At 71.3% G+C, this 14,495-nt stretch carries 13 protein-coding genes; 7 read left to right on the top strand and 6 right to left on the bottom strand.

Annotation, left to right across the window (positions count from 1 at the left end; all coding sequences use genetic code 11):
* Nucleotide 1 precedes the first annotated feature (1 nt).
* Nucleotides 2-1,807 (top strand): SDR family oxidoreductase, encoded by a 1,806-nt coding sequence (locus G6N10_RS01845; RefSeq protein WP_085094421.1) that lies wholly within the window; start codon nt 2-4, stop codon nt 1,805-1,807.
* A gap of 7 nt (nt 1,808-1,814) precedes the next feature.
* The gene (locus G6N10_RS01850) at nt 1,815-2,888 is read left to right on the top strand and encodes a PDR/VanB family oxidoreductase (protein ID WP_085094419.1); all 1,074 of its coding nucleotides are present in this window, start codon (nt 1,815-1,817) and stop codon (nt 2,886-2,888) included.
* Nucleotides 2,889-2,904: 16 nt separating this feature from the next.
* Here G6N10_RS01850 and G6N10_RS01855 read toward each other — a convergent pair whose 3' ends face one another.
* The 3 genes from G6N10_RS01855 to G6N10_RS01865 all read right to left on the bottom strand — a co-directional run bounded on the left by G6N10_RS01855 (nt 2,905) and on the right by G6N10_RS01865 (nt 6,920).
* Entirely contained in the window at nt 2,905-5,781 is a 2,877-nt protein-coding gene (locus tag G6N10_RS01855; RefSeq protein ID WP_085094417.1) for an MMPL/RND family transporter, read from the bottom strand.
* A complete protein-coding gene (locus G6N10_RS01860) occupies nt 5,778-6,206 on the bottom strand; it encodes an MmpS family transport accessory protein (protein ID WP_407664013.1) in 429 nt (142 codons plus the stop codon). The genes G6N10_RS01855 and G6N10_RS01860 overlap by 4 nt, the downstream gene beginning before the upstream one ends.
* A gap of 120 nt (nt 6,207-6,326) precedes the next feature.
* On the bottom strand, nt 6,327-6,920 hold the full coding sequence (locus G6N10_RS01865; protein WP_085094517.1) for a TetR/AcrR family transcriptional regulator: 594 nt from the start codon (nt 6,918-6,920) through the stop codon (nt 6,327-6,329).
* Nucleotides 6,921-6,995: 75 nt separating this feature from the next.
* Between G6N10_RS01865 and dapB the strand changes: the two genes are divergently transcribed.
* From dapB to G6N10_RS01880, 3 genes are read left to right on the top strand one after another with little or no spacing between them, the layout of a single operon-like run.
* Nucleotides 6,996-7,733, top strand: coding sequence for a 4-hydroxy-tetrahydrodipicolinate reductase (gene dapB / locus G6N10_RS01870; protein WP_085094412.1), 738 nt, complete (start codon nt 6,996-6,998; stop codon nt 7,731-7,733).
* A gap of 24 nt (nt 7,734-7,757) precedes the next feature.
* The gene (locus G6N10_RS01875; protein ID WP_085094410.1) at nt 7,758-8,210 is read left to right on the top strand and encodes a hypothetical protein; all 453 of its coding nucleotides are present in this window, start codon (nt 7,758-7,760) and stop codon (nt 8,208-8,210) included.
* On the top strand, nt 8,207-8,662 hold the full coding sequence (locus G6N10_RS01880) for a flavodoxin family protein (protein ID WP_085094408.1): 456 nt from the start codon (nt 8,207-8,209) through the stop codon (nt 8,660-8,662). The genes G6N10_RS01875 and G6N10_RS01880 overlap by 4 nt, the downstream gene beginning before the upstream one ends.
* Nucleotides 8,663-8,673: 11 nt before the next feature.
* Here the strand turns inward: G6N10_RS01880 and G6N10_RS01885 are convergent, their stop codons facing one another.
* A complete protein-coding gene (locus tag G6N10_RS01885; protein WP_407663962.1) occupies nt 8,674-10,932 on the bottom strand; it encodes a SulP family inorganic anion transporter in 2,259 nt (752 codons plus the stop codon).
* A 79-nt stretch (nt 10,933-11,011) separates the two neighbouring features.
* Here G6N10_RS01885 and G6N10_RS01890 point away from each other — a divergent pair, with 79 nt between their 5' ends.
* Both G6N10_RS01890 and G6N10_RS01895 read left to right on the top strand, forming a co-directional pair.
* A complete protein-coding gene (locus tag G6N10_RS01890) occupies nt 11,012-11,458 on the top strand; it encodes a hypothetical protein (RefSeq protein ID WP_085094515.1) in 447 nt (148 codons plus the stop codon).
* Between the two features lie 109 nt (nt 11,459-11,567).
* Entirely contained in the window at nt 11,568-12,728 is a 1,161-nt protein-coding gene (locus tag G6N10_RS01895; protein WP_085094404.1) for a CynX/NimT family MFS transporter, read from the top strand.
* Between the two features lie 13 nt (nt 12,729-12,741).
* On the opposite strand, the gene G6N10_RS01900 is transcribed toward G6N10_RS01895, so the two are convergent.
* Both G6N10_RS01900 and G6N10_RS01905 read right to left on the bottom strand, forming a co-directional pair.
* Entirely contained in the window at nt 12,742-13,656 is a 915-nt protein-coding gene (locus G6N10_RS01900) for an HpcH/HpaI aldolase/citrate lyase family protein (protein ID WP_085094402.1), read from the bottom strand.
* Nucleotides 13,657-13,734: 78 nt separating this feature from the next.
* Nucleotides 13,735-14,475 (bottom strand): dienelactone hydrolase family protein, encoded by a 741-nt coding sequence (locus tag G6N10_RS01905; protein WP_085094400.1) that lies wholly within the window; start codon nt 14,473-14,475, stop codon nt 13,735-13,737.
* Nucleotides 14,476-14,495 lie beyond the last annotated feature (20 nt).

Genomic DNA, 14,495 nt, shown 5'->3' on the forward strand with positions numbered 1-14,495 from the left:
CATGACCAGCATTGAGTCCGTCACGACGGTGACGGCCAGCGATGGTGTCACGCTGGCCGTGCACCGCTACACCGAGATCGACCCGGCCCGCCCGACCCTGCTGGCCGTGCACGGCTACCCGGACAACCACCACGTCTGGGACGGTGTCGCCGAGGCGCTGGCCGAGGGGGACACCGCCGGGGCTTATACCGCCGGGTCCTACACCGCCGGGGCCTACAACATTGTGGCCTTCGACGTGCGCGGGGCCGGCGACTCCACCGAGCCGGCGCACCGGGACGGCTACCGTTTCCCGCAGCTGATCGCCGACATCGGCGCGGTCATCGACCACCTCGGCGTCGACAAGGTGCACCTGCTCGGGCACGACTGGGGCTCCATTCAGGGCTGGGCCGCGGTCACCGACCCGGCGCTGATGCCCCGGATTGCGTCCTACACCTCGATCTCCGGCCCGCACCTGGAGTACGCCGGCAAGTTCCTGCGGTCGGGGCGCACCCCGGCCGGGCTCGCCGCGGTCGGCAAACAGCTGCTGGCATCGGGCTACATCGGCTTCTTTCTCACCCCGCGGGTGCCCGAGGCGGTCTTCGGCTCCAGGTTCGGCGGCCGGATCATCGACACCTTGGACCGGATCGGCCGGACCAGCACCCGCACCCGGCGGGCCCCGGCGTTCCGCACCAAGCGGGATTTCACCAACGGGCTCAACCTGTACCGCGCCAACATGCCCGCCCCGATGGTGTCGCCGCCGGCCGAGCTGCCGCCGACCACGGTGCCGGTCCAGGTGCTGGTGCCGCGGATGGACATCTTTGTGACCCCGGCGCTGCAGCGGTTCACCGGCGCCATTCCCGAGGGCGGCCGGGTGGTGTCGATCGAGGGCGGCCACTGGGTCGTCACCGCGCGGCCCGACGTCATCGCCGCGCTGACCGCCGAATGGATCGACCGCGCCGAGGCGGGCGGCACCGCCGCGGGTGCCGAGCGGGCGACCGAGCCCCGCCGGGTGGCCGGCAGCCTGGCCCTGGTCACCGGGGCCGGCTCCGGCATCGGCCGGGCCACCGCGGTGGAACTGGCCCGCCAGGGCGCGCGCACCGTGATCGTCGTCGACCGCGACGAGGACGCCGCCGCCGACACCGCGGCCGCGGTAACCGCCGCGGGTGCCCGGGCGGCCGCCTACCGGGTCGACGTCACCGACGAGGACGCGGTGAAAAACCTTGCCGCACAGGTCAACTCCGAGCACGGCGTGATCGACATCCTGATCAACAACGCCGGCATTGGGATGGCCGGTCGATTCCTGGAGACCACCGCGCAGAACTGGGAGGCGATCCTCGGGGTGAACCTCGGCGGTGTGCTGAACTGCAGCCGCGCGTTCGCCGAGCAGATGGTCACCCGCGGGCGCGGCGGCAGCATCATCAACATCGCGTCGGCCTCGGCGTACCTGCCGTCGAAATCGATGGTCGCCTACGGCACCACCAAGGCCGCGGTGTTGGCATTCAGCGAATCGCTGCGCGCCGACCTGGCCGACGACGGCATCGCCGTCACCGCGGTGTGCCCGGGCTTCGTCAACACCAACATCGCCACCAGCACGGTCTACGCCGGGATGAGCGCCGCCGACCAGGACCGCGCCCGGGCCAAGGCCGACGCCGCCTACCGGCGCCGCAACTACACCCCGGAGGCCACCGCCCGGGCGATCGTCAAGGCCGTGCGGACCGCGCCGGCGGTGCTTCCGGTCGCGCCGGAATCCCGGCTCGGCTACGCGATGCGACGGATCAGCCCCGGCGCGATCCGGCTGCTGGCCCGCTACGACATTCGGCAGAGCTGAGGCAGCCGTGTCCGAAAGTTTGTGGCAGTCCCGGCCGGCGGATCTGTACGGCCGGCGCAAGAGGGACCGGCTCGTCACCGTTTTCTGGGGCCTGAGCCGGCTGTTCAGCGTGATCGTCGCCGCGTCGCGGTGGACCCCGGCGAAGGTGGTGCCGGTGCGCCGGACCATCGACGCGGTCATCACCGAAAGGGTCGAACTCACCCCCGACGTCGTCGCGCTGACCCTGGTCGACCCCGACGGCGGGTTGCTGCCGGCCTGGACCCCGGGGGCACACATCGATGTGCGGCTGCCCTCGGGGCGGGTCCGGCAGTACTCGCTGAGCGGTCCGCCCGGGCGACGCACCGAATACCGCATCGCGGTGCGGCGGATCCCCGACGGCGGTGGCGGCTCGGTGGAGATGCACGGCCTGGCCCTCGGTGACACGCTGAGCTTCGAGGGGCCGCGCAACGCGTTCCACCTCGGCTCGGGGGAGTCGGACCTGCTGTTCGTCATCGGCGGTATCGGCGTCACCCCCATCCTGCCGATGATCCGGCAGGCGCAGGCGGCCGGAATGAACTGGCGCGCAGTGTATGCCGGCCGCAGCCGGGAGTACATGCCGCTGTTGGACGAGGTGCTCGCGGTGGCGCCGGACCGGGTCACGGTGTGGGCCGACGATGAGCGCGGCGGGTTCGCCGACGTGGCGGATCTGCTCGCCGATGCCGGCCCGCGGACCGCGGTGTACGTCTGCGGGCCGTCGGCGATGCTCGACGGGGTGCGGATCGCCCGCGACGAAAACGCCGACGCCCCACTGCACTACGAGCGGTTCTCCGCCGCGCCGGTGGTCGACGGGGTGCCCTTCGAACTGGAACTGGCCCGCTCGGGCCGGGTGCTGACCGTCCCGGCGGACCGCTCCGCGCTTGCGGTGCTGCTCGACGACGACCCGACCACCCCGTACTCGTGTCAGCAGGGCTTCTGCGGCACCTGCCGGGTCGGGGTGCGCGCCGGGAGCGTGCAGCGGCACGGCCGCACCGCCGAGGCCGACGACGAGATGCTGGTCTGCGTGTCCCGCAGCGGCGGCGAGCGGATCGTCATCGACCGCTGATCTCTGCGGGCGCCGGTCACTGGCGATCCGGCGCGGGCAGCAGGAATCTGCGCACCAGCGGCCGGGAGCCGTAGGGCCGCAGCATCACGCTGGCGGGCCGGGGCCGGATCCGTTGCGGCCACCAGAACCAGCGGCCGAGCAGGGCCGCGATGCTCGGCGTCATGAACGCCCGCACGATGAGGGTGTCGAACAGCAGGCCGAGTCCAATGGTGGTGCCGATCTGGCCGAGCACCCGCAGCTCGCTGAACACGAACGAGGACATGGTGGCCGCGAACACCAGGCCCGCGGCGGTCACCACCGACCCCGAGCCGGCCATCGCGCGGATGATCCCGGTGTTCACCCCGGCGGAGATCTCCTCCCGCAGCCGGGAGATCAGCAGCAGGTTGTAATCCGAGCCCACCCCCAGCAGCACGATGATCGCCAGCGGCAGCACGATCCAGTACAGCGGCACCCCGAACAGGTGCTGCCAGACCAGCACCGACAGGCCGAACGATGCGCCCAGCGACAGCGCCACCGTGCCGACGATGACCAGCGCGGCCACCAGCGAGCGGGTCACGAACATCATGATCAGCAGGATCAGGCTGAGCGCGGAGACCGCGGCGATCAGCAGGTCATAGCCCGCACCGATCTCGATGTCCTGGTAACTCGCGGCGGTGCCGGCCAGCGCGATGGTCGCGCCGTGCAGGCTGGTGCCCTTGATCGCCTCGCGGGCCGCGTCCTTGATCGGCTCGACCTGCGCGATCGCCTCCGGTGTGGCGGGGTCGTGCTCGCGGGTGATGATCATCCGGGCGGCGTGGCCGTCGGCGGACAGGAACATCGCCAGGCCGCGCCGGAAATCGGGATTGTCAAAGGCTTCCGGCGGCAGGTAGAAGAAGTCGTCGATGCGGGCGGCGTCGAAGGCCCGGCCCATCGCGGTCGCGTTGTCGGTCATTGCCGTCGCCTGGTCGTTGATGCCGGACATGGTGGCGTAGTTGTTCAGCACCAGCTTGCGATTGGCTTCTTGGCTGGCGATCTGCTGGGGGATCAGCGCCACCAGCTGGGGTTGCAGCGCGGCCAGGGTGTCCAGGGTCTGCCCGACGTCGCTCAACTGGCCGCTGAGCCGGTCGACGTTGTCCAGGGCGTCGAACATCGACCGCACCGCGGCGCACGCCGGGATGGTGGCGCAGTGCGGCTCCCAGTAGAAATAGTTGCGGATCGGTCGCAGGAAGTCGTCGAGGTCGGCGATCTTGTCGCGCAGATCGCCCGCGGTGGCGGCGGTCTTGTTCAGCTGACCGGCCTGATTGCGGGTGGTGTCGGCGAGTTGCTGCTGCAGCGTGTACTGCTGCTTGAGCACCGCGATGGACTTGCCCAGCTCGTCGGCCTGCCGGAGCAGGTCGGCGGCCCGGTCCCGCTGGTAGCTCAGGTTCATCACCTGGCCGGTGTTCTGCATGCTGGCCTGGAACGGCAGGGAGGCGTGCTCGATCGGGGTGCCCAGCGGCCGGGTGATGGTCTGCACCCGGGCGATCCCGGGCTGATGGAAGATCGCCCGGGCGATCCGGTCCAGGACCAGCATGTCGGCCGGGTTGCGCATGTCGTGGTCGGACTCGATGAGCAGCAGATCGGGGTTGAGCCGGGCGGGGGAGAAGTGCCGTTCGGCGGCCGCGTAGCCGATGTTGGCCGGGGCGGTCGCCGGGATGTAGCCGCCGATGTCGTAGTCGGTGCGGTAGCCCGACAGCGCGAGCAGGCCGATCAGGGCCAGCGCGCCGGTCACGGTGAGGATCGGGCCGGGCCAGCGGACGATCGCGGTGCCGATCCGCCGCCAGCCGCGGGTGCGCAGCGCGCGTTTGGGGTCGCCGACGCCGAGCCGGCCGGCCAGCACGATGACGGCGGGGGTCATGGTCAGGGCGGCGGCCAGCGCGACCAGGATGGCGGTGGTGACCGGCACGCCCAGGCTGTGGAAGTAGGGCAGCCGGGTGAAGTTGAGGCAGGCGACCGCGCCGGCGATGGTCAGCCCGGAGCCGAGGATGACGTGCGCGGTGCCGCGGTACATGGTGTGAAAGGCCGCGGACCGGTCCTGCCCGGCGTCGCGGGCCTCCTGGTAGCGGCCGAGGAAGAAGATCGAATAGTCGGTGCCCGCCGCGATGACCAGCAGGGTCAGCAGGTTGGTGGCGTACACCGACAGGCCGATGATCCCCGCGTCGGCGAGCAGTGCGATGACGCCGCGGGCGGCCAGCAGCTGGAGCAGTACCGTCAGCAGCACCAGGATCACGGTGCCCACCGAGCGGTAGACGATCAGCAGCATTGTCGCGATCACCAGCAGCGTGATCAGGGTGACCTTGACGGTGCCCTTGGTGCCGACCCCGAACTGGTCGGTCAGCAGCGGTGCCGGGCCGGTGACGTAGACGTCGAGGCCCTCGGGGGCCGGCAGGTTCGCGACCAGGTCGCGGACGGCGTCCACCGATTCGCTGGACAGCGCCTGGCCCTGATCGCCGGCCAGATACACCTGCAGGTAGGTGGCCAGGCCGTCGCTGCTCTGCACCCCGGCGGCGGTCAGCGGATCGCCCCAGAAGTCCTGGACGTGCTGGACGTGGCGGGTGTCGGCGGACAGCTGCCGAACCAGGGTGCGGTAGTAGTCGCGGGCGGCGTCGCCGAGCGGTTCGCCGCCCTCCAGGACGATCATCGCGGCGCTGTCGGAATCGAATTCGCCGAACACCTCGCCGATGCGTTTCATCGCCCGCAGCGACGGCGCGTCGGACGGGCTCATGGTCACGTTGTGTTCGTGGGCCACCACCTCCAGCCGCGGCTGGGTGAGGTTGGTGAGCGCCGCCAGCGCCACCCAGAACAGCAGGATCGGCACCGCCATCCGGTGGATCGCCCGCGATGCCCGGGTCGGGGTCGTCTCGGTGGCGGTCATGCGGCCTTGTCCAGGCAGTAGGTGTACGCACTGACCTTGCTGACCGTCCGCTCATCCTTGACGACGCCGTTGACGGTGATCCGGCAGCCGATGACGTCGCCGTCGCCCTGGGCGACCAGGTTCGCCAGCACCGCCGGCGCGGTCGAGGTGATCAGGTGCGACCAGGGCAGCGGTGCATCCCGGACCTGCGCGACGGTGGCGTCGGCGTCGAGGTAGTTGATGGTCGCCACCGCGCCGGGGGCACCGAAGACCTCCAGCACCACGTGCTTGGGGTTGAACGGCCGGATGTCTTCGGGCGGCGCCGGGGCGGCGGCCGCGGTGTGCCGTTCGGACAGCGCGTGCAGTCGGTGCACGGTGAACCCGGCGACCGCGACCACCACCACGGTGACCAGCAGCATCCAGTGACCGGCGAGTACGCGGCTGATCGACCTCACGGGGAGGGGCTCCTTGCGGGTGCGGGGGTGCGGAGTGAGACGCAACACACGGTACGGTACGGAACCGTACTAAACAAGGATGTGCGGGTACCGCCGGCGGCGCGGCCGGGCTCACTGCGCCCGGGGCAGCAGGCTGGGCACGATGATGTCGTCCACCAGCGCCCGCACCGTCTGCGCGGTGGGCGGATCACCCGGGATCAGGAAACGGAACGCCAGGTATCCCGGCAGCAGGTCCCACAGCTCGTCGTGTACGGCGTCGGCGGCGATCTCGCCGCGCTCCACCGCGCGCTGCAGGATCTGGTGCATCAGCGCCCGGCGCTGGTCGACGAAGTGCCGCTGCAGTTCCTGGTTGAGCCCGGGATTTCGGGACACCTCGACCAGCACGGCGCGGATGGTGGCCATGTGGGCGCCGGCGTTCTGGCAGATCAGATCGCCCAGCTGGATCAGGTCATCGCGCAGCGAACCGGTCGGGGCGGGCGCCGGACCGGGCCGGACGGCTTCGGCGAAGGCCGCCGAGACCAGCTCGGACTTCGACGGCCAGCGCCGGTACACGGTGGCCTTGCTGGCCCGCGCGGCCGACGCCACCGCGTCCACGGTGAGCCCGTCGTAGCCGTTCTGTCGCAGCAACTCCACGGTGGTGCTCAGCAACTCGATCTCTCGGGGAGACCAGTGCGAGGCGGGTGCCGTGCCGTCATCGTCGAGCATCACGGCATCCGAGCATAGGAGCCAGGGGGCCGGAGCTGCCAGTCTTGCCCGCGGTGCGCCGGTTAGGCTGACAGGATGCGGGTAGCGGTTGTGGGCGCCAAGGGCAAGGTCGGAACGACGATGGTCGAGGCGGTGCGGGCCGCCCCGGACCTGGAGCTGTCGGCGGCCGTCGACGCCGACGATCCGCTGAGCCTGCTGACCGACGGCGGCACCGAGGTGGTCATCGACTTCACCCATCCCGACGTGGTGATGGACAACCTGAAGTTCCTGATCGAGAACGGGATTCACGCCGTCGTGGGCACCACCGGCTTCACCGCGCAGCGGCTGGACACCGTCGCCGGCTGGCTGGCCGAGCGCCCCGGGGTGGGCGTGCTGATCGCCCCGAACTTCGCCATCGGGGCGGTGCTGTGCATGCACTTCGCCGCCAAGGCCGCCCCCTACTTCGAGTCCGTCGAGGTCGTCGAACTGCACCACCCGCACAAGGCCGACGCCCCGTCGGGCACCGCGACCCGGACCGCGCAGCTGATCGCTGCGGCCCGAAAAGGGCTGCCGCCCAACCCCGATGCCACCAGCACCGGGCTGCCGGGGGCGCGCGGCGCCGACGTCGACGGGGTGCCGGTGCACTCGGTGCGGGTGGCCGGGCTGGTCGCGCACCAGGAGGTGCTGTTCGGCACCCAGGGCGAGACGCTGACTATCCGGCACGACAGCCTGGACCGCACCTCCTTCGTGCCGGGGGTGCTGCTGGGCGTGCGCGGGGTCGGCGACCGGCCCGGCCTGACCATCGGCATCGAACCGCTGCTCGATCTGCAATAACCCGGAAACCGCCGCGAGCCGACCGTGAAAACACTGCGCACCCAGCTGCTCATCGGGTTCTTCTGCATCGCCCTGCTGTTCTACTTCGCCACCCTGGGCAAGATGGCCGTGGCGATGATCGCCGACGGCCGCGCCGCCGCGGTGGGCCTGGGCATCGCGGTGCTGATCATGCCGCTGATCGGGCTGTGGGCGACGGTGGCCACCCTGCGGGCCGGCCTGGCGCACCAGCGGCTGGCCCGGCTGGCCGGCGAAGCGGGCATGGAGCTCGACGTCGAGTCGCTGCCGCGGCGGGCCAGCGGACGGATCGAACGCGCCGCGGCCGATGAACTCTTCGAGACGGTGCGCGCCGAACTGGACGCCGACCCGGGCAACTGGATGCGCTGGTACCGGGTGGCCCGGGCCTACGACTACGCCGGGGACCGCAGCCGGGCGCGCGAGGCGATGCGCCGCGCCGTCGAACTGCAGGAGCAGCGGTGAGCGCCACCCTGCTGATCGTCCACCACACCCCGTCGCCGCACTGCCAGGAGATGTTCGAGGCGGTGCTGGCCGGGGCGAGTGATCCGGAGATCGAGGGCGTGCAGGTGCTGCGCCGACCGGCGCTGACCGTCTCGCCGACCGAGATGCTGGCCGCCGACGGCTACCTGATCGGGTCCCCGGTAAACCTCGGCTACCTGTCCGGTGCGGTCAAGCACGCGTTCGACCTCGGCTACTACCCGCTGCTGGACTCCTCCCGGGGCCGGCCGTTCGGGGCCTGGCTGCACGGCAACGAGGGCGCCGAGGGCGCGGTGCGGGCGCTCGACGGCATCACCGCCGGGCTGGGCTGGGCCAAGGTCACCGAGCACGTCATCGTGTCCGGCAAGCCGGCGAAGGCCGACCTGGAGGCGTGCTGGAACCTGGGGGCGACGGTCGCGGCGTCGCTGATGGCCTAGCCGGTCCGGGTTCAGTGCGCCGGCCCGGACAGCCGGCGTTCGGTGATGCCCTCGATGTCGACCTCGTACACGTACGCGGTCGACACGTCGAAATACGCGCCGATCACCTCGATGCGCCCGGCCGCCAACGCGCCGGCCAGCAGCGGATGGCTGCGCAGCCGGGCCACCTGCACCGCGACGTTGACCACACCCAGCTGGTCCTCGTCGGCGAATCCGCGGGCCGCGGCGTCGATCTGCGCGGGATGCTCGCCCCGGTAGCAGCGCAGGCTCTCGCGTCCGTGATCGAGCCAACGGGTCACCGGCGTCGGTGCGTCGGCGGGCAGTTTCAGCAGTTCGTGGATCGCCGCGCAGGCCGAATGCCCGCACACCACAACCGAACTCACATTCAGCGAGTTCACCGCGAAATCCAGTGCCGCGGAAAGGGAGTCGTCGTCGGGGTGGACCAGGTTGCCGACATTGCGGACGGTGAACAGGTCACCGGGCCCGCTGGCGGTGATCACGTTGGGCATCACCCGGGAATCGGTGCAGGTCAAAAACAGCGCGTCGGGATTCTTGGTGGTCGCGGTGTCCCGGATCACCGGGTGCAGCGCCGTCGCCGCCCGCTGGTTGTACTCGCCGATGCCGTCGAGCACCGACCCGCCGTCGTGCCCCTCCCACGGCAGCCAGGACCGCCAGGGCGCAAAGCCCAGCGCCCGGGACATGAAGTGGCGCTGCGGTGGTGCCGCGTGCGCCTGGTGCAGCTTGGCGTGGGTGGACTCGATCACCATCACCGTGCCGCCGGTGGCCTCATGGGCACGGCGGAAGTCGGCGATCGCCTCGGAGATCGCGTGGTCGATGTAGTCGGCGTTCAGGGTGAAGGTGACCCGCGCCCGCGGTGGGATCTGGGCGAGCTGCTTGGACAGCCGGGGCAGCGACAGGAAGCTCAGCGTGCCGTCGAGCTCCACCGTCCAGTTCGGCGCGTCGCCGTCGGGCTGAGCCGCCCGAACCTGCATCTGCACCCGCGTCACCCGCCACAGCAGCAGGGCGATGGAAATGCCCAGCCCGATTCCGACCCCCTCGAGCAGGTTCAGGAACACCACGCCGAGCATGGTCGCCAGGTACACCACGAAGTCGCCGGTTCGCCGGGCCAACCGCATGTGGGCCAGCTTCACCAGCTGCATCCCGACGACGATCAGCAGGCCGGCCAGCGCGGCCTGGGGGATCAGCTCCACCAGGTTCGGCAGCAGCGTGGCGAACAGCAGGATCCACAGCCCGTGCAGCACCGCCGACCACCGGGTGATCGCGCCGGCGGCGACGTTGGCCGAACCGCGGATGATGACCCCGGTCACCGGCAGGCCGCCGAGAGCGCCCGAGAGGATGTTCGCGCTGCCCTGTCCGATCAGTTCGCGGTCGAAGTTGCTGCGCGGTCCGGCGTGCAGCTTGTCCACCCCGACCGCCGACAGCAGCGACTCCACGCTGGCGATCAACGCGACGGTGAGCACGCCGAGCGCGATGGCGGCGTATTGGGTGTGCCAGGGCGCCCCGCCGGGGGTGGTGCCGGGCACCGCGGGCAGGCCGATGGCGTCGAACAGGCTGCCGGACAGGGCGATCCGATCGATCGGCAGCGTCAGCGCCAGCGCCACCGCGGTGCCGGCGACGATGGCGACCATCGGCCCCGGAATGATCCGGAGTCTGGCCGGCATCCGCGGCCAGAGCACCAGCAGCACGATCACCAGCGCACCGATCGCGGCATCCAGGACGTGGATGTGCGCGACGGCTGGGGGCAGCGCCACCAGGTTCTCCCAGGCCGAGCTGCGCGGTTCCCCGCCGAGCAGGACGTGGATCTGCTGCAGCGCGATGGTGATGCCGATCCCGGCCAGCATGGCGTGCACCACCACCGGCGCCACCGCGAGCGCGGCCCGGGCGATCCGGCTGATGCCGAAGATGACCTGCAGGACTCCGGCGCAGGCGGTGATGACGCACGTCATCGCCCAGCCGAACTGGGCGATCATGCCGGCGACGACCACCACCAGGCCCGCCGCCGGCCCGGTGACCTGCATCGGGGAGCCGCCGATCACCCCGGCGACCACGCCGCCGATCACCGCGGCGATCAGCCCCGCCATCAGCGGCGCCTCGGAGGCGTAGGCGATGCCCAGCGACAGCGGCAGCGCGACCAGGAACACCACCAGCGACGCGGGCACATCGTGGCGCAGCACCTCGGACAGCAGCGGCCGGGCCGTCAGCGGCCGGGCCTGCGTCGACCCGGACTGCGTCTGACCTCCCTGTTTCACGGCCGACACGCTATCAGCAGCGCACCGGTGTCCCGGTAGGATTCGCCTCCAATCATCGCTCGACGGCAGGAGACCTCCGATGGTGGCCATCGCGGACATCGCAATGGGTAGCGCGCCGATCCTCGGCGGCGTTCTGCTGGCACTGTTCGCCGGCAGTGCCAAGGGCGGGCCCGACGTGCGGGCGGCGATCAAGGCTGACATGGAACTGCTGGAGCTGCTGCCCGCCGACCAGGTCGAGCGTCGCGCCGCCCTGCAGAAAAGCATCGACACCCGTATCGACGAGCTGGTGGCCGGGGTGGAGCGCGCCCGCGAACTGCGCGAGTTCGCGCTGTCCTACAAGGGCAATGCCCGCGACATCATCACCTTCCTGTGCACGCTGGCCTTCGCCATCGTGTGGTGGAACGTCGACCACGACCGCGGGCATTGGGTTCCGCTGTTCGTCGCGCTGGTCGGACTGGCGCTGCTGTCCGGCTATCTGGCGGTCCGGGGCGTGCGCAGGTCCTGGCTGAATCGGGCGGAGGAGTGACCAGCGCGGTTCGAGGAACCGGGCCCGTCGGTGACACCATGTCCGGGTGGCTACCGAGCAGGACCGCGAACGTGAACTCGACGGCGCGATAGAACTCCCACCGGCGGCGATGGCCGCCGGCGGCGCGCTGGTGGTCACCGCGGTGGTGCTGGCCGCGCTGAACATGCGCCCGGTGGTCAACAGCGTCGGGCCGGTGCTCGGCGACATCCGCACGGACCTGGGTGTTTCGGCCATCTGGGCCGGGGTGCTGACCATGCTGCCGGTGCTGTGCTTCTCCGTCGCCGGGCTGACCGCGCCGCTGCTGGCCCGCCGGTGGGGCCTGGGCCGCACCATCGGTGCCGCGCTCGCGGTGCTCACCGTCGGCACCGCGGTCCGGGCGCTCGGCGGGCCGACGGTGATGCTGGCCGGAACCCTGGCGGCCTGCGCCGCCATCGCGCTGGCCAACGTGCTGATCCCGGTGGTGATCAAGGGGTCGTTTCCGACCCGGATCGGCGTGCTGACCGGGATCTACTCGGCGGCGCTGCAGGGGGGCGGCGCCCTCGGGTCGGCGGCGACGCCGTTCCTGGCCGACGCGCTGGGCGGCTGGCGACCGGCGCTGGCGTCCTGGACGGTGCTGGCCGCGCTGGCCTGGCTGTTCTGGCTGCTCGCCGCCGGCCGGATCGACGGCATCCGGCTGGCCGAGGCGGCGCGCGGACCCGGGATCCGGGGGCTGCTGCGCAACCGGATGGCCTGGACGGTGACGGTGTTCTTCGGTTGCCAGTCCTTCATCGCCTACGTGGTCTTCGGTTGGCTGCCCGAGGTCTTCATCGACAACGGGATCGACCAGCGCAGCGCCGGCATGCTGGTCGGGCTGATCTCGGTGCTCGCCGTCCCGGTCAGCCTGTTCATCGTGCCGCTGGCCGCGCACCGGCGCAGTCAGAGCGGCTGGATCATCGCGATGGGCCTGACCGGGATCGCCGGGATGATCGGGCTGCTGGTCGCACCGGCGGCGGCCCCGGTGCTGTGGAGCCTGCTGGTCGGATTCGGGCTGAGCGCGTTCTCGATGGCGCTGGCGGTGATCGCCCTGCGCGCCCGCGACGCCGAAACCACCGCGTCGCTGTCCGGGATGGCGCAGGGCATCGGCTACCTGTTCGCCGGGTTGGGCCCGCTGCTGTTCGGTGTGCTGCACGGCGTCACCGGAGGGTGGACGGTGCCCTGGCTGATGGTGCTGGCGGTGTACTCGGTCCAGTTGGTCAGCGGGGCGCTGGCCGGACGGGACCGGCACGTCTGACCGGGCGCGCCCTTCAGTAGTGGTAGGTGTCCGACGGGGCCGGGCGGTGCCCGCGCTCGTCGTAACCGAATTCACTGACCTCGATGCCGTAGGCCCGGGCCAGATCGAGGATCTTGGTGGCGCGGGCGATCCGCGGCAGGTCCGACCCGTTGCGGATCTCCCCGCCGTCACGGGTGAACTCGGCGAAGAACTCCTTGGCCCAGGCGATCTCGTCCTGGGACGGCGACAGTCCGGCGTTGACCGGTGCGCACTGGTCCGGGGTCAGGCAGATCTTGCCGGTCATGCCGAACTCCGCGGACACCGCCGCCGCCTCGGACAGCTTCAGCGCGCTGGAGCTGACCGTGGGGCCGTCGATCGCGGAGGGCAGGTGCGCGGCGCGGGCGGCGATGGTGAACCGGGACCGGGCGTAGGCCAGGGTGGCCGGGTTGTCGCCGAAACCGGTGTCCCGGCGGAAATCGCCGATGCCGAACGCCAGCCGGAAGGTGCCCTTGGTGGCCGCGATCTCGGTGATGCGCTCCAGTCCGCGGGCGGTCTCCACCAGCGCCACGATCGGCACCCCGGGCAGCATCCGCGCGGTCTCGGTGACGTGGTCGACGGATTCGACCATCGCCAGCATCACCCCGCCGATGCCGGTGCCGGCCAGCATCTCGCAGTCCCCGGCCCACCACTGGGTGCCGAACCCGTTGATCCGCACCCAGTCCTGGTGCCCGTCGGCCAGCCAGCCCAGCACGTGCTCCCGGGCGGCATTCTTGTCCTTGGGCGCGACGGCGTCCTCGATGTCGAGCACCACCACGTCGGCGTGCGACCGCGAGGCGGCCTCGAACCGATCGTGATGAGAGCCGTTGACCAGCAGCCAGCTGCGGGCCAGAACCGGGTCGAGCCGGAAGCCGGCCTCGGTGGAGTCGTCGGTGAAGGGCTGGTCGTACACGCCCTAATCGTTGCCTATCGGCACCCGGCGGTCGCCACCCGGGTCGGAAAGCGCGGTTGTTCAGCCCGGCGCCGCTGATCAGCCCAGCGTCGCCCCGAACGTCCGCTCCATCGCCGCCCAGTGCCGCGCCGCGGCCGCCTCGTCATAGACGGTGGGCATGTCGCGCACCGCGAAGCCGTGCGCGGCGGGATAGAACTCCACGGTGTGGTCGACGCCGGCGTCGCTGAGCGCCGCGCGCAGGGTGGCGCCGTCCTCGGCGGTGAACGACGCGTCGTTCTCGGCGGCCCCGACGTAGACCACGGCCCGGATCTGCCGGGCCCGCAGGTGCGGGCTGTCGGCGGCGTCGGTGACCAGCCCGCCGCCGTGGAACGACATCGCCGCGGCGACCCGGTCGGGCAGCAGCCCGGCCACCGTGAACGACGTCCGTCCGCCCATGCAGTACCCGGTGGTGCCGAACCGGGTCCCGACGACGTCGGGCCGGGCCTGCAGAAAGTCGAAGAACGCGGCGGCGTCGGTGGCCATCCGGTCCGGGGTGACCGCGGCCATCATGGCGAACAGCCGGGTCCGCTCGTCCGGGTCGGCGAACGCGGTGCCCAGGTCGAACGGTGCCCAGCCGGGCTCGCGGTAGTAGATGTCGGGCACCAGCACCGCGTAGCCCAGGCCGGCCAGCCGGGCCGCCATCTCGTCGAACACCGGGCGCGGGCCCCCGGCGTCGGGATACATGACGACCCCCGGCCACGGGCCGCCGACCTCGGGGGTGGCCAGGGTGATCCGGCAGTCGCCGTCGACGGTGGGCACGGTGTCGGTGCTGATCGGCATGGTTCTGTTATAGCGAAGTA

The sequence above is a fragment of the Mycolicibacterium fallax genome (assembly GCF_010726955.1).
Classification (GTDB): Bacteria; Actinomycetota; Actinomycetes; order Mycobacteriales; family Mycobacteriaceae; genus Mycobacterium; species Mycobacterium fallax.